This window comes from Geotalea sp. SG265, assembly GCF_022808985.1.
GTDB lineage: Bacteria > Desulfobacterota > Desulfuromonadia > Geobacterales > Geobacteraceae > Geotalea.
Genome location: NZ_JAKZFT010000009.1, coordinates 85,232 through 105,933, shown reverse-complemented (window position 1 = coordinate 105,933; position 20,702 = coordinate 85,232). Strand labels below are relative to the sequence as shown.

At 60.0% G+C, this 20,702-nt stretch carries 16 protein-coding genes; 3 read left to right on the top strand and 13 right to left on the bottom strand.

Translation table 11 applies throughout. From position 1 onward, the window contains the following. Nucleotides 1–4 precede the first annotated feature (4 nt). Together ML541_RS12210 and ML541_RS12205 are read right to left on the bottom strand one after the other, a co-directional pair. Nucleotides 5–529 (bottom strand): chromate transporter, encoded by a 525-nt coding sequence (locus tag ML541_RS12210; RefSeq protein WP_243373243.1) that lies wholly within the window; start codon nt 527–529, stop codon nt 5–7. Then, entirely contained in the window at nt 529–1,086 is a 558-nt protein-coding gene (locus ML541_RS12205) for a chromate transporter (RefSeq protein ID WP_243373241.1), read from the bottom strand. The genes ML541_RS12210 and ML541_RS12205 overlap by 1 nt, the downstream gene beginning before the upstream one ends. Nucleotides 1,087–1,156: 70 nt before the next feature. Between ML541_RS12205 and ML541_RS12200 the strand changes: the two genes are divergently transcribed. From ML541_RS12200 to ML541_RS12190, 3 genes are all read left to right on the top strand, one after another. Beyond that, nucleotides 1,157–3,178, top strand: coding sequence for a molybdopterin oxidoreductase family protein (locus ML541_RS12200; protein ID WP_243373239.1), 2,022 nt, complete (start codon nt 1,157–1,159; stop codon nt 3,176–3,178). 339 nt (nt 3,179–3,517) lie between these two features. After that, a complete protein-coding gene (locus ML541_RS12195; RefSeq protein WP_243373237.1) occupies nt 3,518–4,465 on the top strand; it encodes a chemotaxis protein in 948 nt (315 codons plus the stop codon). A 12-nt stretch (nt 4,466–4,477) separates the two neighbouring features. Next, nucleotides 4,478–5,572, top strand: a complete 1,095-nt coding sequence (locus tag ML541_RS12190; protein WP_243373236.1) for a TIGR04283 family arsenosugar biosynthesis glycosyltransferase — start codon at nt 4,478–4,480, stop codon at nt 5,570–5,572. An 18-nt stretch (nt 5,573–5,590) separates the two neighbouring features. On the opposite strand, the gene ML541_RS12185 is transcribed toward ML541_RS12190, so the two are convergent. From ML541_RS12185 to crcB, 11 genes are all read right to left on the bottom strand, one after another. Further along, a complete protein-coding gene (locus tag ML541_RS12185; protein WP_243373234.1) occupies nt 5,591–8,029 on the bottom strand; it encodes an ATP-binding protein in 2,439 nt (812 codons plus the stop codon). Between the two features lie 23 nt (nt 8,030–8,052). After that, nucleotides 8,053–8,679 (bottom strand): lipoyl(octanoyl) transferase LipB, encoded by a 627-nt coding sequence (lipB, locus tag ML541_RS12180; protein WP_243373232.1) that lies wholly within the window; start codon nt 8,677–8,679, stop codon nt 8,053–8,055. A gap of 20 nt (nt 8,680–8,699) precedes the next feature. Further along, nucleotides 8,700–9,950, bottom strand: coding sequence for a dihydrolipoamide acetyltransferase family protein (locus ML541_RS12175; protein WP_243373231.1), 1,251 nt, complete (start codon nt 9,948–9,950; stop codon nt 8,700–8,702). 25 nt (nt 9,951–9,975) lie between these two features. Next, nucleotides 9,976–10,962, bottom strand: coding sequence for an alpha-ketoacid dehydrogenase subunit beta (locus ML541_RS12170; protein WP_243373230.1), 987 nt, complete (start codon nt 10,960–10,962; stop codon nt 9,976–9,978). Nucleotides 10,963–11,045: 83 nt separating this feature from the next. Next, nucleotides 11,046–12,023: a pyruvate dehydrogenase (acetyl-transferring) E1 component subunit alpha gene (pdhA, locus tag ML541_RS12165; protein WP_243373229.1), complete on the bottom strand. Its 978-nt coding sequence runs from the start codon at nt 12,021–12,023 to the stop codon at nt 11,046–11,048. Beyond that, nucleotides 12,023–13,975 (bottom strand): aconitate hydratase, encoded by a 1,953-nt coding sequence (locus tag ML541_RS12160; protein ID WP_243373228.1) that lies wholly within the window; start codon nt 13,973–13,975, stop codon nt 12,023–12,025. The genes pdhA and ML541_RS12160 overlap by 1 nt, the downstream gene beginning before the upstream one ends. A 152-nt stretch (nt 13,976–14,127) precedes the next feature. Next, a complete protein-coding gene (gene lpdA, locus ML541_RS12155; protein WP_243373227.1) occupies nt 14,128–15,534 on the bottom strand; it encodes a dihydrolipoyl dehydrogenase in 1,407 nt (468 codons plus the stop codon). A 154-nt stretch (nt 15,535–15,688) separates the two neighbouring features. After that, nucleotides 15,689–16,888: a 2-oxoglutarate dehydrogenase complex dihydrolipoyllysine-residue succinyltransferase gene (odhB, locus tag ML541_RS12150; protein WP_243373226.1), complete on the bottom strand. Its 1,200-nt coding sequence runs from the start codon at nt 16,886–16,888 to the stop codon at nt 15,689–15,691. A 56-nt stretch (nt 16,889–16,944) separates the two neighbouring features. Then, nucleotides 16,945–19,617, bottom strand: a complete 2,673-nt coding sequence (locus tag ML541_RS12145; protein WP_243373225.1) for a 2-oxoglutarate dehydrogenase E1 component — start codon at nt 19,615–19,617, stop codon at nt 16,945–16,947. Nucleotides 19,618–19,958: 341 nt separating this feature from the next. Beyond that, entirely contained in the window at nt 19,959–20,303 is a 345-nt protein-coding gene (locus tag ML541_RS12140; RefSeq protein ID WP_243373224.1) for a DUF190 domain-containing protein, read from the bottom strand. Nucleotides 20,304–20,326: 23 nt separating this feature from the next. Then, entirely contained in the window at nt 20,327–20,701 is a 375-nt protein-coding gene (gene crcB / locus ML541_RS12135; protein ID WP_243373223.1) for a fluoride efflux transporter CrcB, read from the bottom strand. Between the last annotated feature and the right edge of the window lies 1 nt (nt 20,702).

Genomic DNA, 20,702 nt, shown 5'->3' with positions numbered 1-20,702 from the left:
TAATTCAGGAAAAGTGCAGGAAATAGCCGATGGCGCCGGCCCCGAGAATGACAAGCATGGGGCTCGCCTTGGTAAATTGAAGTGTGACGAAACCGGCGCCGAGCAGGGCGAAGTCCCTGACAGAGCCGAGTGAGGTGGTGCCCAGGTTGTAGGCGGCAGCCGCAACCAGACCGATAACCGCCGGCAAGAAGCCATCCAGGGCGGCCTTTACCAGCTCCATATTGCGGAGTTTTTCGTAGCGGCTGGAAAAGAACAGCATCAGCAGCGTGCAAGGCAGAAAAATGAAGATGGTGGAGATCAACCCGCCGACAAAACCGCCCGCCTTGAACCCGGTGAAGGTGGCCAGCATGGCCAGCGGCCCCGGGGTCAGCTGCGAAAGGGCCACCCCGTCGAGAAATTCCCTGAGAGCCAGCCACTGGTACTGCTCGACCATGATCCGGTGCAGAAGCGGTATGAGCACGTAACCGCCGCCGAAAAAAATAAAGCCGATCTTGAGGAAGATCCAGGCAAGCTTGAAAAGCGCCGCCATTATTGGTGTTCCTTCCGGTAATATTCCCGCCCCAGCGCCCATATTCCAGCCAGAACGAGGACGACCAGGGCATTGACATTGAAAAAAGCAACCGCGGCAAAGGATATGGCGACCATCAGCCAGTCGTTTATCCCTTTGACCTTGCTGCGTGTCATGCCTACGGCAGCCACTACGATCAAGGCGATCACCACCGGATTGGTCCCTTTCAGGGCCGCTTGCAACTGGGGCAGTTCGTGAAACTTGAAATAAAGCCAGGAGAGAAGCGAAATGAGGAAGAAAGAGGGGGCGATGAAGCCGACCGCGGCGGCAATCCCCCCCAGGCTGCCACGCAGGTAATAGCCGATGAAGACGGAGGTATTCAGGGAAAACGGGCCGAGGATCTGGCCGAAGGCCAGCCCATGCATGAACTCGTCCAGACCGAGCCAGCGCTTGCGGTGGACGCAGACGCGCTCCATAAGCGAAACGATAGCCATGCCGCCGCCGAAGCCGGTGGCTCCGATGTAAAAAAAGGTCGTGAAGATCTCCCCCAGGGAGACGCGCTTGCGCCCGGTATCCATGGCTGTGTTATAAAGGAAAAATACGACCGGTGCAAGAATGATCGCCCCTTGAGAACCAATGGAGGATGCTGTGCCAGAAAAGATGAAACGTTCCGTCTGCCCCTACGACTGTCCCGACACCTGCGGCCTTTTGGTTGAAACGGCCGGAGGCAGGGCGATCCGGGTCCAGGGAGACCCGGATCATCCCTACACCAAAGGGCTTCTCTGCCCGAAGATGCTCCACTACGAAAGAACCGTCCACTCGCCGCTGCGCCTGGCCACCCCCCTCAAGCGCAGCGGCGCAAAGGGAAGCGGCAGCTTTATGCCCATCTCCTGGGAGGAGGCCATAGGGGAAATCGCCCACCGCTGGCGGGAAATCATGGATAAATACGGCGCCGAGGCCATTCTCCCCTATTCCTACGCCGGCACCATGGGGCTGATCCAGCGCAATAGCGGCCATCCGTTCTTCCATGCCCTTGGTGCCTCCCGCCTCGCCCGGACCATCTGCTCCCCAGCCAAGGATGCCGGTTGGCAGGCGGTGATGGGTGAGACGCAGCCACCTCCGCCGGAAACCGTTGCCAAAAGCGATCTGGTGATTCTCTGGGGCATTGACGCCGCGGCAACCAGCATCCACTTCATGGGAGGAGTACAGGAGGCAAAAAGGAATGGTGCCAAAGTCTGGTTCGTCAACACCTACGAAACCGCCACAGCTGCGGCCGCCCATGAGGTAATCCTGGTCCGCCCCGGCAGCGACGGCGCACTGGCCTTGGGAATGATGCACATCCTGGTGAGGGACGGACTTATGGATGAAGCTTTCGTTGCCCGCCAGGTCCAGGGTTTCCAAGAGCTGAGAGAACAGGTCCTTTCCCAATACCCACCGGACAGGGTAGCGCAAATCACCGGCCTGCCGTTGGAAACGATCGAGCTACTGGCACGGGAATACGGCAGGGCTCGCGCACCATACATCCGCCTGGGAAGCGGGCTTTCCCGCTACGGCAACGGCGCCATGACCATCCGCACCATCGCCTGCCTCCCGGCACTCACCGGCGCCTACGGCCGGGAGGGGGGCGGCTGTTTTCCGGGTACGTCCACCGGACCTGCCTTTGCCATGAAAGAGGTCGTTCGTGAAGATTTCATGACCGCCCCCACCCGCGTCATCAATATGAACCGCCTGGGGGAAGCCCTCAACCACCTGAATGATCCGCCAGTCATGTCCCTCTATGTCTACCATGCCAATCCCGCCGCCGTTACCCCCGATCAGAATGCCGTGATTAAAGGACTCATGCGGGAGGATCTATTCACCGTCGTCCATGAGCGGTTCATGACCGACACCGCCCGCCATGCGGACATCGTCCTCCCCGCCACCTCGTCCCTGGAGCACAGCGATCTCTACCGCAGTTACGGCACCTACTATATTCAGCGGGCAAAGGCGGTCATCCCTGCCGTCGGTGGGAGCAAGTCCAACTGGGAGGTATTCGGGCTGCTGGCCCGGGCAATGGGGCTCGACGATCCCTTTTTCCGCCAGTCTGCAGACGACCTCATCGATCATCTGCTCTCCATCCCCACCGGTCTTCGCCAAGGCATAGATGTGGATGCGCTGGCTGCCGGCAAGGCGGTCCGGCTACAACTGCCGGAAAGCGGCCCCCCGTACCGGACCAGCTCAGGCAGAATCGAAATCCTCAATCACCATGAAGAGCTCCACCTTCCCTGTTATCTGCCCACCCACGGTGACTCCGATCCCCACCCCTTCCGCCTGATGACGGCCCCCACCCCCTATGCCCTCAATGCCTCCTTTTATGAACAGGAGGAGCTGCGCCGCAAGCAGGGGGGGATGCTGCTGAAGATGAATCCGCTGGACGCGGAGCAAAAGGAATTATTGGACGGAGCAACAGTCTGTGCCCGCAACGATTTGGGAGAAGTGATATTTACCCTGAGCGTCACCCCAAAAGTGCCCCGGGGAGTGGTCGTCGCCGAAGGGGTCTGGTGGCTCCCCTTCACACCGGGGTCACGGTCGGTGAATGCCCTCACCTCCCAGCGGCTCACCGACAAGGGAGAAGGGAGCACCTTTTACGACAACCGGGTGGAGGTTTGTGCCGTCCAAGGGGGAAAATAGGTTCTTCCGGGAATTCTAGGAAAAGAGCGGCAGTCGCGACGTCGTCCGTTCGCTCTGTCGCCACAGCTGCGGACCTTGCAATGCCGCCCGCGTAATGTCGCATATTGCTTAAACAGGCGACCCATCCTCCGTTCCACATGCGGCGGGTGTCCGCTCGCCGCTGTGGCTCGTCGCTCACTCCCGACGCCCCGACTGCCTTCACGAAAATGTTGATGAACCAAAAAACAACCTGTCCTGCTAAGCTTTCGCCGGAAGCTGCCGATAGGGTTTTAAATGGGCAGTAAAAAAAACCTACAGGCTGCCGAAAGTTTTTGCGGCGCTGTGCAAAGCGAGAGCCCCATGGACAACAGCCACAACAGTATCCTGCTGCAAAGCGACACCAATGAACTGGAAATTGTCGAATTTAGGGTTGATGAGATCGACGGCAACGGAGCGGTAATACCCTGCTATTTCGGGGTCAACGTGGCCAAGGTCCGGGAGATCATCAGGGTCCCGGAAATCAGGACCACCATCAATCCCAACCCGTGCATCAAGGGTATGATCAAACTGCGGGACAAGGTCATCACCCTCATCGACCTGGCCATGGTCCTCAATAAAAATACCGACGGCATCGCCACGGACAAGGTCATCGTCCTGGAATTCAACCGGCTCATCGTCGGCGTCCTGGTCCACTCGGTATCGCGTATCTACCGCATTTCCTGGGAAGCGGTCGAGCCTCCGGTGAAACATGCCAGCGATTCCAGGATAACCGGGGTGGTCAAGATGGATAACCGCATCATTCTGCTCCTGGACTTCGAAAAAATCGTCGGCGAGCTCTGCGCCGCCGATGCCCTGACGGAACTTGGACATAAACAGCTGGAACAACCACCCGCTTTCGACCGGTCGTCAAAGAGAATCCTCGTTGCCGACGATTCCGCATTCATCCGCCAGACCATCTGCGCATCGTTGCGCAGTGCGGGCTATAATGTGGATGAGGCTGAAAACGGCGAGGAAGCGTGGCAGATGCTCAACGAAAGGCTGGCCAGAAGCCGAAGCGCCAACAGGGACCTGAGAAGCGAGGTCGACCTGCTCATTACCGATATCGAAATGCCGAAAATGGATGGCCTGCACCTGACCTCGCTCATCAGGAAAGAGAACGGCTTCGAGGAACTGCCGGTGGTGATATTCTCCTCGCTGGCCTCGGAAGACAACAAGAACAAGTGGAAGAGCATCGGCGCAAGCGACATCCTGACCAAACCGGACCTTCCCGACCTGGTGTCGCGGGCCGACAAACTCGTCCAGCACTAGTCCCGGAGCACCATGACGTTCCCCGCAAAAAAACCTGAACTGTCAGTAATCGTGCCGGTCTACAACGAGGCTGGGGTGATTGAAGGGCTGTTTCGCACCCTGAAGGCGCAGGAAGGGGTGGCATTCGAGCTGATCGTCTGCGATGGCGGCTCCACCGATGCAACAGTGACGCAAACCTGGTCGCTGGGGGAAGATGCACCCTTCCCCGTTTCCGTGATTCACTGCGACAAGGGGCGCGGCCGCCAGCTCAATGCCGGCGCCGCCGCCAGCTGCGGCGATACCATTCTCTTTCTCCATGCCGATTCAAGTTTTGCTGCAGGCGATGCCCTCAAACAAGGGATGCAGTCTTTGGATAAAACCATTGCCGCACGGGGCGACGACCGGGTGGCAGGTCACTTCGCCCTTCACTTCCTGCGCAACGGCCAGAAGCCTTCCTTCGGCTACCATTACCTGGAATCCAAGGCCAGGCTTTCCCGCCGTCACTGTATCCACGGCGATCAGTGCTTTCTCCTGCGCCGCGCCTTCTTTCGCCGGATCGGCCCCTTTGAGGAGCCGCTGCCGTTTCTGGAGGATACGAGATTTGCCGAGGCCGTAACCGAACAGGGGGAGTGGATTCTCCTTCCCGCCATCGTCCAGACCTCGGCCCGCCGCTTCGAAACGGAAGGATTCATGAGGCGCCAAACCCTGAACGCCGTCGTTCTTAACCTGCTGGCCATCGATAGGGAGGATTTCCTCCTGGAAATTCCCTGTATCTATGCCACCCAGGACCGGGCCGGAGAACTGCAACTTCTCCCCTTCTTCCAGCTGTTACGGAGCCGTATTGCCGACCTGCCATGGCGGGAGCGCCTGAAGCTTTGGCTCGATACCGGCAGGTATGTGCGGGATAACGCATGGCAACTTGCCTTGGCACTGGATATCTGGCGCAATCACAAGAGGGGATATGCCGCAGGGGAGGGCACCCTCTCCATTCTTCACTTCTACGACCGACTGCTCGACCGGCTTTCCGATCATGCACCGGGCCGGTTGACAGCCATGGCCCTTGTCCGTATCTGGTTCGAGCTCTCTTCCCTGGTTTTGCGGCTGGAACAGCGAAGCTCCGGAATATGAGCCCTCACGCTGCCCAAGTCATTTATCGTTCTTACCGTTCCCCCCTTTTTCCTCCTTGTCCCCTGTTGCCGACAGCTTCTTCATCCGCTCCTGCATCTCCCGTAGCCGCTTGTCCACGAGGAAATTGATCGTCCCTTCCGGATAGGTGCCGTCTGCCCGGAGCTCCCCGGCGGGAAGGCCCGTGAGGAGCTCGATTCCCTGGTCGATGGTCTCCACGCTCCAGATGTGGAACTTCCCTTCCTTGACCGCATCGACCACCTCGTCGTTCAGCATCAGATGGCGTTCGTTGCTCTTGGGGATAATCACCCCCTGGTCCCCCGTCAGTCCCTTGGCCTTGCAGACGGCATAGAACCCTTCGATCTTGAAGTTGACGCCGCCGATGGGCTGCACCTTTCCCAACTGGTTGACGCTGCCGGTTACGGCGATACCCTGGCGGAGCGGCACCCCGGAAAGGGCCGAGAGCAGTGCATAAAGCTCCGTAGACGAAGCACTGTCCCCCTCTACCCCTTCGTAGGATTGCTCGAAGCAGAGGGAAGCCGAAAAGGAGATGGGTTTGTCGTGGGCATATTTCCCCCCGAGGTAGCCGGTGAGGATGAGCACCCCCTTGTCGTGGATGGGGCCGGACAGCTTCACCTCTCGCTCAATGTTGACCATGCCGGCCCGCCCCATGTAGATCCGCGCCGTGACCCGTGAAGGCCTGCCGAAGGCGAAGTCTCCCAGGGTAATCACCGACAGCCCGTTGATCTGCCCCACCTCACTCCCCCCCGTGTCCACCAGGATGATGCCGTCGGTGATCATTTCCTGCATCCGCTCTTCAATGCGGTTGCTCCGGTAAAGCTTCTCGGCGATGGCGCGCTTCACGTACTCGCGGGTCACCACTGGGCTGTTCTCCTTCTGCGCCCAGTAATCCGCCTCGCGGATCATGTCGGAGATCTCCATGAACTGGGCAGAAAGCTTTTCCTGGTCCTCCACCAGGCGCGCCGAGTAGTCCAGGAGGGCGGCAACCCCGGTGCGGTCGAAGGGAAGGAGCTTCTCCTCCCTGCAATGGATGGAGACAAACAGGGCGTAATCCCGCATGATCTCCGGGGTCCGATTGACCCGGCTGTCGAAATCGGCCTTTACCTTGAAAAACTTGCGGTAATCCGGCTCCAGGTAATAGAGGAGGTAGTAAATCCATGGAGAGCCGATCATGATGATCTTCGCCTGAAGGGGAATGGGCTCGGGCTTCAGGGATACCACCGTCATGAAGCGGTACTGCTCCAGCACGTCCTCAATGCGGATGACGCCGTTTCTGATGCAGCGTTTCAGGGCATCCCAGGCAAAGGGATTGATGAGGAGCTCACGGGCGTCGAAGATGAGATAGCCGCCGTTGGCCCGGTGCAGCGCCCCCGGCTTGATGAGGGTGAAGTTGGTGGTTGCCACACCTCCCATCTGCATGACGTGCTCGATGCGGCCGAAGAGGTTGTTGTAGGTGGGGTTGGCCTCGAAGATGATCGGCGCCCCTTCGGTATTGCTGTTGTCCACGAAGAGGTTGACCTTGTACCGCTCGAAAGAGGGTTCCTGGCGAGGGAGCTTGATGCCGGGAAGCTGGGGGGCCGGCGGTTGCGGCTTGAAGTCGTCCAGGTTGAGAAGAATATCTTCCTGGACCGCCTCCAGGTATTCGAGCACCTTGGGAAAATCCTTGTATTTTTCCCGCAGCGGGTCGAGGTGATGCCCCACGGAGAACAGTCCCAGCTCCCGGTCCAGCTTCGCCAGCTCGTCCTTGGTGGATTTCTCGTTCTCCCGCACCTGTCGAAGCACGTCATTGAGCTTTTCCGACAGCTCCTTGCCCACCTCGTCCAGATTGTCCCGCTCCTCCTTGGAGAGGGCGTCGTATTCCTCCTGGGTATAGCTGCGCCCCTCCTTCTGGGGCACCATCACCAGGCCGGAAACGGTCCGCTGCAGGGCAAAGCTTTTCTCCCCCGCCTCCTTTTCCAGGTTCGCGAACAATTCGCTGTTCTTTTCCTGGTAATCCTCCATGATCGCCAGCTTGTTGGTCTCGTACTCCTTGCTCTCCAGGGCCTTGGGAATATTGACCTTCACCCCTTCCACAAATTCGTCCATGTCGCATGAGAGGCGGCAGCCCATTCCCGCCGGCAGGGAGATGGCGATGGGATTGTCCTGGGACTTGAAATTGTGCAGGTAACACCAATCCTTTGGAGGAGGTTCGCTTTTGGCCCGCTTGCTGAGCAGATTGTTGATGGTGGTGCTGCGCCCGGTGCCCGGTTCCCCGGCAAGAAAGATGTTGAAGCCGTCCTCCTGCATCCCCAGGCCAAACTCAATGGATTTCAGCGCCCGCACCTGCCCGACCGTCCCTTCCAGTCCGGGGATATCGGCGGTCGTTTCAAAGTCGAAGTCGGCGGGGTCGCATTCCCACCTGAGCTTTTCCATGGGTAACTTGAGATCTTCGATAGCCATGCAACCTCCTGAAAAATTTACTGTCAGCACGGACTAAGCGGCAGCCGCCTGCCGAGCAACTCCTGAAAATGGGCAGCTAGAGACGAGCGGACCTGTTCCATGGAAAGAGCACTGCCGGTCTCGGCCCTGAGGGACGTCACCGGGCAGTTGGCCATGCCGCAGGGATTGATCCTGGAGAAGGGAGAGAGATCATTGACCACATTGATGGCAAAGCCGTGCATGGTGACCCAGCGTCTGACCCCCACCCCGATGGCGGCAACCTTTCCTCTGCCGGTCCAGACCCCGGTTTTTCCGGTAACGGGGAAGGCCGCCACCTTGAATTCCATGATGGTGTCGATCAGCACCTGCTCCAGAAACCGGAGGTAGCGCTGCAGGTCGCGCCCCCGCCGGGAAAGGTCAAGAATCGGATACCCCACCAGCTGTCCGGGCCCATGATAGGTGACGTCCCCCCCCCGGTTGATGCGTTGGACGGCGATGGTGCTATCCAGGACGTTGGCCCCATCACCGCCGCTGCCGATGGTATAGACGGGCGAATGTTCCAGGAGCAGCAGGGTCTCCTCCGCTTCCCCCCGGAAGACCTGGCCAACGAGGCGCTCCTGCAGGGCTTGGGCTTCATTGAATTCCATGAGACCGAGATGTTGGATGATCATTGGACCTCGCAGGGGAAAATTCAGATGAGCAGGGCGACCGGGTTCTCCAGGACCCTTTTCAGTTCAGCCAGAAAGCGGGCGGCATAGGCGCCGTCCAGAAGGCGATGATCGGCGGACAGGGTCAGGCGCATGATGCGTGCGGCAACCACCTGTCCCCCCTTGACCACCGCCTCGTCCAAGGCGGCCGCCACCGCCAGGATGGCGCCCTGGGGGGGGTAGATGACCGCGGAGAACTGCTCCACCCCCAGCATGCCCATGTTCGATATGGAAAAGGTCCCCCCCGCCAGGTCCCCTTCGCTGATGGAGCTGCTGCGGGCTCGGTCTATGAGCTCATGGCTCCGCCGGGCAATCTCTCGGACCGAAAGATCCTGGCAGCCTTTGATGACCGGCACCACCAGCCCGTCCTCCAGGCTTACGGCGATGCCGATGTTGACCTGGTCATGCATCTGAATGCCGGATTGACTGAAGGAGGCGTTGACAAGGGGGAATTTGCCAATGGCCACGGCAACAGCCTTGACGACCATGTCATTCAAGGTCACCCCGGTCCCGGCTTCCTTCAGCTCCCGATAGACCCGTTCCGCTTCGCCAATCTCCACCGCAACTGTGACGGTAAAGTGGGGAATCTCCCGCCAGGAATCGCTCACCGTGCGGGCAATGGCGCTCCGCATCCTGCTGAGGGGCGCCGACGACGGGGGCACCGACGGTTTTGCCTCCCTTTTGGGCGCCCCTTCGCCGCTTGGCCGCGCCAGGTCTTCCTCGAGAATCCTCCCCTCGGGGCCGCTGCCGGTAATCCGGGAGAGATCGATGCCCTTCTCCCTGGCCAGGCGCCGCACCCGCGGCGAGGCCTTTTCCCCCGCACCGCCATGCATTGGTTCCTTTTCCGGAAGCTCGGCGGTTCGTCCGGGGACTTCCTCCGCCACGGCACCGGTAGCTCCACGACCGGCCGGTTCTTCGACTTTCTCCACCGCTGGCGGAATCACTTCAGCCCCCGGCTGTTCGGGCACAACCTCGGGCTGCGCTGCGACCTTTTCCCCCGGCGGCCCCACCACGCCGATCACCGTCCCCACCGGAACCATCTCCCCTGGTTTTACCCGCTGCTCAAGGAGGACACCGGCGCTAAAGGATTCCAGTTCCATGTTCGCCTTGTCCGTCTCCACCTCGGCAATGATGTCTCCCCGTTCCACCCCATCCCCCACCGATTTCTTCCAGGAGATGAGGCGTCCTTCGGTCATGGTGTCGGAGAGTTTCGGCATGGTTATGTCAGTAGGCATCTGAAACCTCGTGGAAATCTAGTCCTCAATATTTGCCGCTCATGGTTTCCTTCACCGCCGCTACAATGTCCGCCACCTGTGGAATGCAGAGTTTTTCCAGCTTGCGGGAGTACGGCATGGGCACATCGAGTCCTGAAACCCGTTGCACCGGCGCCAGCAGTACATCAAAACAGCCCTCGTAGATGCGGGAAGCTATTTCGGCCCCCAGGCCGCAGGTCCGCCAGCATTCCTCCACCACCACTCCCCGCCCGGTTTTCTGCATGGAAGCGACGATCGTCTCGCTGTCCAAGGGGGTCAGGGTGCGGAGATCCACCACCTCGCAGTCGATCTTCTCCTTTGCCAGTTCCTCGGCCGCCGCCAGGGCCAGGATGGTCATCCGCGAATAGGCGACAATGGTCACGTCGCTGCCGGTGCGCTTCACGTCGCATCTGCCGAAGGGAATCAGGTACTCCGGGTCGTCGGGCACCTCCCCCTTGCTGTTGTACAGCAGCTCATGCTCCAGGAACATCACCGGGTTATCATCCCTGATGGCCGTTTTCAGCAATCCCTTGGCGTCGGCGGGGGTGGCAGGCACCGCCACGTACATGCCGGGAGTGTGCATGAAAAAAGTCTCCAGTGATTGGGAATGCTGGGCCGCCAGTTGACTGCCCCCGCCGCCGGGAGCACGGATGACCAAGGGCAGCTTCACCTGTCCGCCGAACATGTAGCGGATCTTGGTCATATGGTTGATGATCTGGTCCATGGCCAAAAGGGCGAAGTTGACCGTCATCAGCTCGGGGATCGGCCTGAGGCCCCCCATGGCCGCGCCGATGGCAACGCCAATGATGGTGTTTTCCGAAATGGGTGTATCCCTGACCCGCTCCTCGCCGAACTCGGCCAGAAGGCCCCGGGTAACCTTGAAGGAGCCCTCGTAGAGGGCCACGTCCTCCCCCCAGGTCACCACAAGTGGATCGCGGCGCATCTCCTCCTTCAGGGCCAGGTTGATAGCGTCTCGGTAGGTCATTTCGGCCATAAATCATTCCTTGTAAATACGATAGGGGCAGGCCTCCGGGCCACGGCCCTTTATCTGATACGGGCCACCCACAGGGGGTGCCCTTACATGAAAATATCCGCGTAAACTTCGGAATCCTCAGGCCACGGCGACTCTTCGGCAAATTTAACCGCCTCCTGGACCACGGCCACCGCCTGGGCGCGCAGGGCATCCAGCTTGGCCTGATCGGCGATCCCCGCTTCGACCAACCGTTTCCCCAGATTGACCAAGGGGTCCCGGCTCTTCCACAGCTCCAGCTCCGCGGTGCTGCGGTATTTGCCCGGATCGGCCATGGAGTGCCCACGGAAACGGTAGGTCATGGCCTCCAACAGATAGGGGCGGCTCTGCTCCCGGACCCACTCGGCGCCATGTCGTACCGCCTGGTAGACGGCGATGGCATCCATGCCGTCCACCCGTTCAGACGGAACATCGTAGCCGCAGGTGCGGCGATGAATGTCAGGAAGTGCCGATGAGCGGTGCACTTCGGTGCCGATGCCGTAGAAATTGTTCTCGCAGATGAAGAGCACTGGCAATTCCCAGACCCGCGCCCAGTTGAGTGACTCGTGGAAGGTCCCCTGATTCACCGCCGCGTCACCAAAGAAGCAAGCGACCAGCCGACCCTCGTGCTTGAATTTGGTAGCAAAGGCCAGCCCTGCGGCGATGGGAAACTGGCCGCCGACGATGGCATAACCTCCCATGAATTTGAGCTCGGGGTTGAAGAGGTGCATTGAGCCCCCCTTCCCCTTGCAGAGGCCGGTTGCCTTGCCGAAGAGCTCCGCCATGACCCTTTTCGGCTCGGCACCACGGACAATGGCCTGGGCATGCTCACGGTAAGCAGAGAGAATGTAGTCATCCTGCTGCAGCGCCTTAGTGGAGCCTACCGCCACCGCCTCCTGGCCACTGTAAAGGTGGAGAAATCCGGTGATGTTACCCTTGGTGTACTGCTCGGCACACGACTCCTCGAACTCGCGGCAGAGGGCCGTCTGTTCGTACATATGGAGCAGGTCCTCCGCAGGGAGTATCTCGGTGAGATGCTTGTCCATCAGTTGCCCCCGCGGCTCTCTTTCACCGCCTCCTTCACATGGTTGAGCGTACCCCCGGCCAGCAAATCCTGGCGTTCCCGCTCCGATACCTGAAGCAGCGTCACGACCTCCCGCTCGCCAATGCGGACCGGTATCTCCGTCGCCCCCTCCGCCACCAGCCGGCGCAGGCCTTTGAAGGAGACGGTGTCGCCCTGTTTGATCGGGTCATAGTCGGCCGGGTTCTTGAAAACCAGGGGGAGAATGCCGAAATTGATCAGATTGGCCTTATGGATGCGGGCGAAACTCTTGGCCAGCTTGGCGCGGATGCCCAGATAGCGGGGGGCAAGGGCGGCATGTTCCCGGGAAGAACCCTGGCCGTAATTTTCTCCCGCCACCACCACGCCGTTGCCCTTTGATTTGGCCCGCTCCGGAAACCCGTCATCGATCTGGCCGAAGACGAACTGACTGATGGCGGGAATGTTGCTGCGGAATGGAAGCACCTTGTTGCCCGCAGGCATTATGGTGTCGGTGGAGATATTGTCCTCCACCTTGATGATGACCTCCGCCTGCAGCTCCTCCGGCAAGGACTCGAAATCGGGGAACGGCACGATGTTCGGGCCGGTGACGATCTCTACACCGCTGGTGTCTTCAAGGGGATAAATGACGCTGGAATCGTCTACCAGGTAGCGTTCCGGATTCTGCACGTTGGGCCAGGGCATCAGGTCGGAGAGCTTGCGCGGATCGGTGATGACGCCGAAAAGACCGGCCGCGCCAGCGGTTTCGGGGGAACAAAGGTAGACTTTGTCGTCCTTGGTGCCGCTTCGCCCGGGAAAGTTGCGGGGAAAGGTGCGCAGGGAAACCTGGTTGGTTCCCGGCGCCTGCCCCATGCCGATGCAGCCGAGACAGCCGGGCTGATGGACCTGGGCGCCCGCCAGGAGCAGCGCCATCAGCCCTCCCCGGTCGGCGACGTTTTCCAACACCTGCCGGCTCCCCGGATTGATGTTGAAGGAAAGGTTCGGGGCCACGTGCCGGCCGTCAAGGATTCGGCAGACGGTCATCAGGTCGCGAAAGGAGGAATTGACCGAGCTGCCGACGATGACCTGATCCACCTTGATCCCTTCCACATCTTTGACCCGCACCACATTGTCGGGAGCCGAAGGACAGGCGATGAGGGGCACCACCTGGGAGAGGTCGATCTCATCGTACTCATCATAGGTGGCATCGGCATCGGCGGTAAAAGGCTGCCAGCATTCTCCGCGTCCCTGGGATTCCAGGAATTCCCTGGTCCGCTGGTCGGAGGGAAAGATGGAGGTGGTGGCGCCCAGCTCGGCTCCCATGTTGCCGATGGTTCCCCGGTCAGTGGCGGAAAGCGTTTCCACTCCCGGGCCGTAGTATTCAATGATCTTCCCCACCCCTCCCTTGACCGTGTGGCGGCGCAGCATTTCCAAGATCACATCCTTGCCTGAAACCCATGGCTGCAGTTGGCCGATCAGCTTCACCCCCATGATTTTTGGGCAGGAAAGGTGGAAGGGATGACCCGCCATGGCCATGGCCACGTCCATCCCCCCGGCGCCGATGGCGAGCATGGAGAGGCCAGCAGCGGTCGGCGTATGGGAGTCGGCCCCGAGCATGACCTTGCCCGGCACGCCGAATCGCTCCAGGTGCACCTGGTGTGATACGCCGTTGCCAGGTTTGGAGAGGTGGATGCCGAACTTCTGAGCCGCCGTCATGAGAAAGACATGGTCGTCGGCATTACGGTTGTCGGTCTGGAGCAGGTTATGGTCGATATACTGGGCCGCCAGCTCCACCTTGGCCCGGTCCACCCCCATGGCCATGAATTCCAGGATAGCCATGGTCCCAGTGGCATCCTGCAGGAGGGTGTGGTCGATGCGGATGGCGATCTCTTTCCCCGGTATCAGCTCCCCTTCCACCAGATGGGCTTCCAGGATCTTGGTGGCTAGATTCTTTCCCATTACGACCCCCTCTTAATTATCAACCGCCCTATCATTCGCGTTCAAAAATGCCCAGGTGCAAGGCGTCGAGGAACGAGCAGCGCAGCATACATCAGTATGTGAGCAGCGCAGTGACGAAGACAACGCCGCAGATGGGCGTTTTTCAACGCGAACTAGGCGTGGATGGCTCTTTTTTCCACGTCCAGCGCGGCTTCCTTAACCGCCTCCGACAGCGTCGGGTGGGCATGAAAGGTAAGGGCGATGTCTTCCGCCGTCCCGCCGTAGGTCATCACCGTCACCCCTTCGGCGATCATGTCCGAGGCGCGGGGGCCGATGATGTGCATCCCCAGCACCCGTCCTGTCTCTTTGTGGGCCAGCACCTTGACGAAACCTTCCGTCTCTTCCATGCATTTCGCCCGACCGTTGGCCATGAAATTGAATCGGCCGGCAGCGTATGGGACTCCTTCCGTCTTCAGCTGTTCCTCGCTTTTCCCCACCGATGCCGCCTCCGGCCATGTATAAATGATACCGGGTATGAAGTCATAATCAACCACCGAGGCCTGTCCAGCCAACCTTTCGGCGAAAACCTCCCCTTCCATCATCGCCTTATGGGCAAGAAGCGGACCATGAATCAGGTCGCCGATGGCATAGATGCCGGGGACCGACGTGGCATAATTTTCGTCAACCCTGATCCTGCCGCCATCGAAGGCTATACCAGCCTCTTCCAGGCCGAGCCCCGCCGTCAGCGACTTTCTTCCCACGGCCACCAGCACGCGATCGCAGATAACCTCCTCGGCCCCCTCACCGGCTGAAACGGTCACCGAAGCCTTGCCTTGCTTTTTCTGCAACCCCGTCACCTTCGCCCCCAGTTTGAAGGTCATTCCCTGCTTTTTCAGGGAGCGCAAGAGGGTATCGGCCACCTGCCGGTCCGTGTTGGGGAGGATGCTGGGCAGCATTTCCACCACCGTCACCCTGCTCTCCAGGCGCAGCCAGACCGACCCCAGCTCAAGGCCGATATAGCCTCCGCCCACCACCAGCAGGTGCTCGGGCACAGAGGGAAAGGATAGAGCTTCGCGGGCACTGACCACCGTCTCGCCATCGAAAGGAAGCCCGGGCAACTGGACCGCTTCGCTGCCGGTGGCCAGGAGGATGTTCTTGCCGGTAACGGTTTGGCTATCTTCTCCCGATACCACCACCTGCCGTCCGCCGCTCTCCGCTTTGCCCAGCTTCGCCGTCCCCCGCATCCGGGTGATCAGGTTCTTCTTGAAAAGGAAAGCGATACCGTCGGTGAGCTTCTTCACCACATCGTCCTTGCGGGCCATCATCTTCGCCAGATCCAGTGTGGGAGAGCCGACGCCGATGCCGTGCAGGGCGAATTTATCCCGGGCCAGGGCAAAGAGCTCGCTGGAATCAAGCAGCGCCTTGCTGGGAATACACCCCTCGTTGAGGCAGACCCCACCCAGGCGCTCACCCCGCTCCACCACCGCCACCTTCATCCCCAGCTGGGCAGCGCGGATGGCGGCCACATAGCCACCCGGCCCGGCACCGATGATGATCAAATCGTATAGCTCGTCAGACATTACAACCTCCGAAATCTACTTTTGTAAAAACTTCAGGAATGCGATTTTTTCGCAAGATCAAGGCGTATCGAGGGATTGCGCGGAGGCGTACATCAGGTACGCCGCACAAGGAATCACGAAGATCAACGCAGATATTGCGGAAAGGGCGCGTTTCTCACCCTTCCAGCAGCATTTCTTCCGGGTCTTCTATATACTCCTTCACTTTTTTAAGAAACCCCACCGCCTCCCGCCCGTCGATGATACGGTGATCGTAGGAAAGGGCCAGATACATCATCGGTCGGACGACCACCTGCCCATCCCGCACCACCGGGCGTTCCTGGATGGCGTGCATGCCAAGGACGCCACTCTGTGGGGGATTGAGGATGGGGGTGCTGAGCATGGAGCCGTAGACGCCGCCGTTGCTGATGGTGAAGGTGCCGCCGGTGAGATCCTCCAGGCTCAGGCGGTTCTTTTCCACCTGCGCCACCAGCGATACGATTTTCTGCTCCATCTCCACTAGTGAAAGACGATCGGCATCCCGTATCACCGGCACCACCAACCCCTTTTCGCCACCGACGGCAATGCCCAGATCATAGAAGTGCTGATAGACGATGTCGTCGCCGTCGATACGGGCATTGACTGCGGGAAACTCCTTGAGGGCATCGACGCAGGCCCTGATGAAGAAAGGCATCAACCCAAGGCCGACGCCGAATTTCTTCTGCAACTGCTCCCGGTGGCGCCGGCGCAGTTCCATGACCCGCCCCATATCCACCTCATTGAAGGTGGTAAGCATGGCGGTCTGCTGTCGCGCCGCCAGAAGCCGTTCGGCAATTTTCCTGCGGATGGGGGTCATTGTCTTGCGGGTGATCCTGCCTTCCGGAGCGGTCTGGTAAGGAGTGTGCTCTTCGGATCTGAAAGAGAGGGTTGGCTGGGGGGCCGGCTGGGGGCTCGGCGCCGCCTGCTGCTTGAGGAGGTCATCCACGGTGACCCTCCCACCTTTGCCGCTCCCCTTGATGGTTTCCGGCTTGATCCCCTTTTCCTGGGCCATCTTGCGTACAGCCGGAGACATGGGGGGCTCCGCTGCCGCCGCTTTCGCCTCGACCGGGCCTGCTTCCTTCGCTGCAGCACCGGCAGGCTTCACCCCTTCACCTTCGGCAATAGTGCCGATGACGGCGCCTATCTTCACTGTTTCACCTTCACGGGCGCGGATTGCCAGCGTTCCTGCCGCGTCGGCATTGATCTCCAGGGTGATCTTGTCGGTCTCTATCTCGCAAAGGACCTCATCCTTCTCCACCCGGTCCCCGTCCTGTTTGTGCCACTTGGCCACCAGCGCCTCGCTGACCGATTCCCCCACTGATGGAACTTTTATTTCCATGGTTCTCTCCGAAATTATTTTCTGCCCAGTTCCATCAAGGAAGGGGAATAAAAAAGTTATTGTGCAAATGCATCATTTATCACCTTTTCCTGCTCGATCACGTGCTGACGATGGGAACCCACCGCCGGCGCCGCCTCCTCTTCCCTCCCCACGTAGGCAACCGCTGTGCCGACGATCTCTTCCAGGTAGGGCCGGATGAAGATCCATGCCCCCATGTTGCGGGGTTCCTCCTGAACCCAGCGGAATTCCGCCTGACCATAGCGAGAAAGGGCATCCCGCAGGAGATCCAGGCGCAGGGGATAGAGCTGTTCGATCCGCACCAGGGCCACGTCGTCCCTTCCCGCATCCTGCTTTGCCTTGAGCAGTTCAAAGTAGATCTTCCCGGAGCAGACCAGCACCCGGCGGACTTTGTCCGGGTTGTCTTCCCCTGGCAGAATTTCCCTGAACCAGCCGCTCTCCAGGTCGGTCGGGCTCGACACGCAGAGGGGATGGCGAAGCAGGCTCTTTGGGGTGAAGACGATCAACGGCCGTCTGAAGGGTTGTTTGGCCTGGCGCCGCAGGAGATGGAAATACTGGGCAGGAGTGGAGGGAAAGACAATCTGCATGTTGTTCATGGCGCAGAGTTGGAGAAATCTCTCGATCCTGGCGCTGGAATGTTCGGCCCCCTGCCCTTCGTAGCCGTGGGGAAGCAGCATCACCAGACCGCTCCCCCGGTCCCATTTGCTCGCCCCCGAGGCGATGAACTGGTCGATGACCACCTGGGCACCATTGGCGAAATCGCCATACTGGGCCTCCCAGATCGTCAGCCCCAGAGGCAATTCGACGGAGTAGCCGTATTCGAAGCCGAGCACGGCATATTCTGAAAGCATGCTGTCGTAGGCGTTGAACTGGGCCTGGTCCTTGGACAGGGCCGCCAACGGCACATGAACCCGTTCCGTTTGGTAATCGAAGTAGGCGCAATGGCGTTGGCTGAAAGTGCCGCGCCGCACGTCCTGACCGGAAAGGCGTAGCGATATTCCTTCCTGCAAAAGCGAGCCGAAGGCCAGTGTCTCTGCCGTGCCCCAGTCGATGGGCTTTCCTTCCTTGACCGTATCGAGCCGCCGTTTGAGCAGGGCAGCCAGCTTGGGATGGGGGGTGAATCCCTGGGGAAAGGCAGCCACGCTCTCCATCACAGCAAGGGGTTCTCTTCCTCCCACTCCCGTTTCGATCTTGTCTGGTGCATATTCCCGCTCGATCCCTTGCCATCCCTCCCTGAACCCCTCATCGTGTTCGACTGGTTCCTTCCCGAATGCATTCTGGAGGTGGTCGGAAACCATGCGGGACAGCTCTTCCAGTCGGTCCGGCTCGATTCCCTCCTCCCGCAGCCTGGCCCCATAGAGTTCGTGGAGGGGAGGACGGTTGGCGATCTTTTCGTACATGAGTGGCTGGGTGAAATAGGGCTCGTCCCCTTCGTTGTGGCCGTAGCGGCGATAGCAGATGATCTCCACCACCACGTCCCGGCTGAAAGTATTGCGGTACGCCAGGGCCAGCCGGCCAGCAAAGACAACCGCCTCGGGATCGTCCCCCTGGACGTGGAAGACCGGCGCCTGGACCATTTTTGCCGTATCAGTGGCGTAGCAGCTGGAGCGGGCATCGGTGGCAAGGGTGGTGAAACCGATCTGGTTGTTGACGACGATATGGACGGTGCCGCCGGTGCGGTAGCCTTCCAGCTGGGAAAGGTTGAATGTTTCCGCCACCACCCCCTGGCCGGAGAAGGCGGCGTCGCCGTGGATCAGCACCGGCAGGACTTTGGAACCCCGGCTGTCGCCGTAGCGGTCCTGGCGCGCCCGGCATTTCCCCTCCACCACCGGGTCGATGGCCTCCAGGTGACTGGGATTGGCCGCCAGGGTTAGGTGGATGGAACGTCCGCCTGTTTCCAAGCGACCGGAGTATCCGCTGTGGTACTTCACATCCCCCTCGCCGATGACCCCGTGCAGGCTGTTGTCGCCGAATTCGGCGAAGAGGTTTTCCAGCGGCTTGCCGAAGACGTTGGCCAGAACGTTCAAACGCCCCCGGTGGGGCATGCCCATGATCAGGTCGGTGATTCCCCCCTGGGCCGCCTCAGCCACCAGGTATTTGAGCAGCGGTATCAGGCTCTCCCCCCCTTCCAGGGAAAAGCGGGTCTGGCCGGGAAACTTCCGGTTGAGGAACGCCTCGAAGAGTGATGCCTCGTAAATCTGCCCGGCAATGGCGAGCTTCTCCTCGACAGGCACAGAAGGCCGGTTCCCTATCGGTTCCATGCGGTCGATGAGCCACTGCCGTTCGGCAGGCTCCTGAATATGCATGAATTCCACGCCGATGGAGCGGCAGTAGGTATCCCGCATGACCTGCAGGATCTCACGAAGGGTGGCGCTTTCCTTCATGAATCGGCGGGTATGAAAGACCGTATCCAGGTCGGCAGGTTCCAATCCGAAGGCCTCAAGGCTGAGCAGCGGATGGTCGATTTGGCAGGGAGAGAGGGGATCGGTACAGGCAAGAAGGTGGCAGATGTCCCGGTAACGATAGATAAGAGACTGCACCGCCGACTGCTTCAGGGCGAAGCGCTGGTCGATTTTCCCTTCCCCGCCGCTCCCCAGCTCGAAGCCGCGGAAAAAAGCCTGCAGGTCCGCTGGGATCCGCTCGGGATGCTCCTTCCAGATAAGGTACTGCTCTTCAATCCATTCCGGGCTGAAATTCACATTCCATGGCATCACTTGATCCTTTACGGGAAGGGCGGCAAACGGCAGGTGGGCGTTGGGCAAAGCTCATGAGAAGTATAGCAGAGGGGGGAGGTGATGCAACCTTCGTGGAAAACGGGGGATCTTTTTCTCTGATGGATGAGAAAGGAGGCGGGATGGCTGCCGGGACTTCGTCCGTTCGCTCGGTCGCCACAGCTGCGGACCTTGCACCGTCGCCAGCCTGAGCAATCCCGATGCGGATTTACACCGGTTACCCTTTCAGTAACCGTACGGCGGGTGTCCGCTCGCCGCTGCGGCTCGGTCACTTACTCCCGAAGCCCCGACAGCCATCCTTGGAGAGTTGCCTGAAACTTTTACCTATTGGCGTGGTGGCTATAACGGATCACGGTGGCCTTTTCCAGGGTGATCATGCCGCCGTCCATCATTTGGTCGATACGGGGCATGACGGCATCGATTTTCTCCTGGCTGTCCACCACCTCGACGATGACCGGAAGGTCCGTGGAGAGGCGCAGCAGTTTGTCCGTATGGTAGACGCTGTGGGCACCGAAACCGGCAATGCAACGTATGACAGTTGCCCCGGCCAGACCCTCCCTGCGGAACAGCTCCACCAGTGCTTCATAGAGGGGCACATGACCGTGGCGGTCGCTTTCGCCGATGAAGATCCGCATCAGTACCTGTTCGCCGGTCAGTTTGGTCATGGTCATGCCTCCCTTCGATGCATTCATAGAGATCGGGCTGCCAGAATCCCCAGCCAGGTGAAGACCAGGCAGACCAGGACGCTGGCAAGCACGTTCGCTGATGCTATCAGCAGTTCGCCATCCTCAAGGAGGCGAAAGGTTTCATAGCTGAAGGTGGAAAAAGTGGTCAGCCCGCCAAGGAAGCCGATGGTGAGCCCCACCCGCAACTGGGGCGGCACCAGGGTGCTGCGCATGGAGAATTCCATGATAAGGCCGATGAGAAAGGCGCCGACGATATTGACGGCAAAGGTGCCGTAGGGAAAGGATCTGCCGCAGATGTCGTAGACCCAGCCGGAAAGGTAGTAGCGGGAGAGACAGCCAAGGGCGCCGAGCAGCGCTATGAAGAAAAATGTCAGCATG

Excerpts from the sequence above, each read along its gene's own strand:
- ML541_RS12210 (WP_243373243.1), bottom strand. The coding sequence starts at position 529 with ATGGCGGCGCTTTTCAAGCTTGCCTGGATCTTCCTCAAGATCGGCTTT.
- ML541_RS12205 (WP_243373241.1), bottom strand. The coding sequence starts at position 1,086 with ATGGATACCGGGCGCAAGCGCGTCTCCCTGGGGGAGATCTTCACGACC.
- ML541_RS12195 (WP_243373237.1), top strand. The coding sequence starts at position 3,518 with ATGGACAACAGCCACAACAGTATCCTGCTGCAAAGCGACACCAATGAA.
- ML541_RS12190 (WP_243373236.1), top strand. The coding sequence starts at position 4,478 with ATGACGTTCCCCGCAAAAAAACCTGAACTGTCAGTAATCGTGCCGGTC.
- ML541_RS12185 (WP_243373234.1), bottom strand. The coding sequence starts at position 8,029 with ATGGCTATCGAAGATCTCAAGTTACCCATGGAAAAGCTCAGGTGGGAA.
- lipB (WP_243373232.1), bottom strand. The coding sequence starts at position 8,679 with ATGATCATCCAACATCTCGGTCTCATGGAATTCAATGAAGCCCAAGCC.
- ML541_RS12175 (WP_243373231.1), bottom strand. The coding sequence starts at position 9,950 with ATGCCTACTGACATAACCATGCCGAAACTCTCCGACACCATGACCGAA.
- ML541_RS12170 (WP_243373230.1), bottom strand. The coding sequence starts at position 10,962 with ATGGCCGAAATGACCTACCGAGACGCTATCAACCTGGCCCTGAAGGAG.
- pdhA (WP_243373229.1), bottom strand. The coding sequence starts at position 12,023 with ATGGACAAGCATCTCACCGAGATACTCCCTGCGGAGGACCTGCTCCAT.
- ML541_RS12160 (WP_243373228.1), bottom strand. The coding sequence starts at position 13,975 with ATGGGAAAGAATCTAGCCACCAAGATCCTGGAAGCCCATCTGGTGGAA.
- lpdA (WP_243373227.1), bottom strand. The coding sequence starts at position 15,534 with ATGTCTGACGAGCTATACGATTTGATCATCATCGGTGCCGGGCCGGGT.
- odhB (WP_243373226.1), bottom strand. The coding sequence starts at position 16,888 with ATGGAAATAAAAGTTCCATCAGTGGGGGAATCGGTCAGCGAGGCGCTG.
- ML541_RS12145 (WP_243373225.1), bottom strand. The coding sequence starts at position 19,617 with ATGCCATGGAATGTGAATTTCAGCCCGGAATGGATTGAAGAGCAGTAC.
- ML541_RS12140 (WP_243373224.1), bottom strand. The coding sequence starts at position 20,303 with ATGACCAAACTGACCGGCGAACAGGTACTGATGCGGATCTTCATCGGC.
- crcB (WP_243373223.1), bottom strand. The coding sequence starts at position 20,701 with ATGCTGACATTTTTCTTCATAGCGCTGCTCGGCGCCCTTGGCTGTCTC.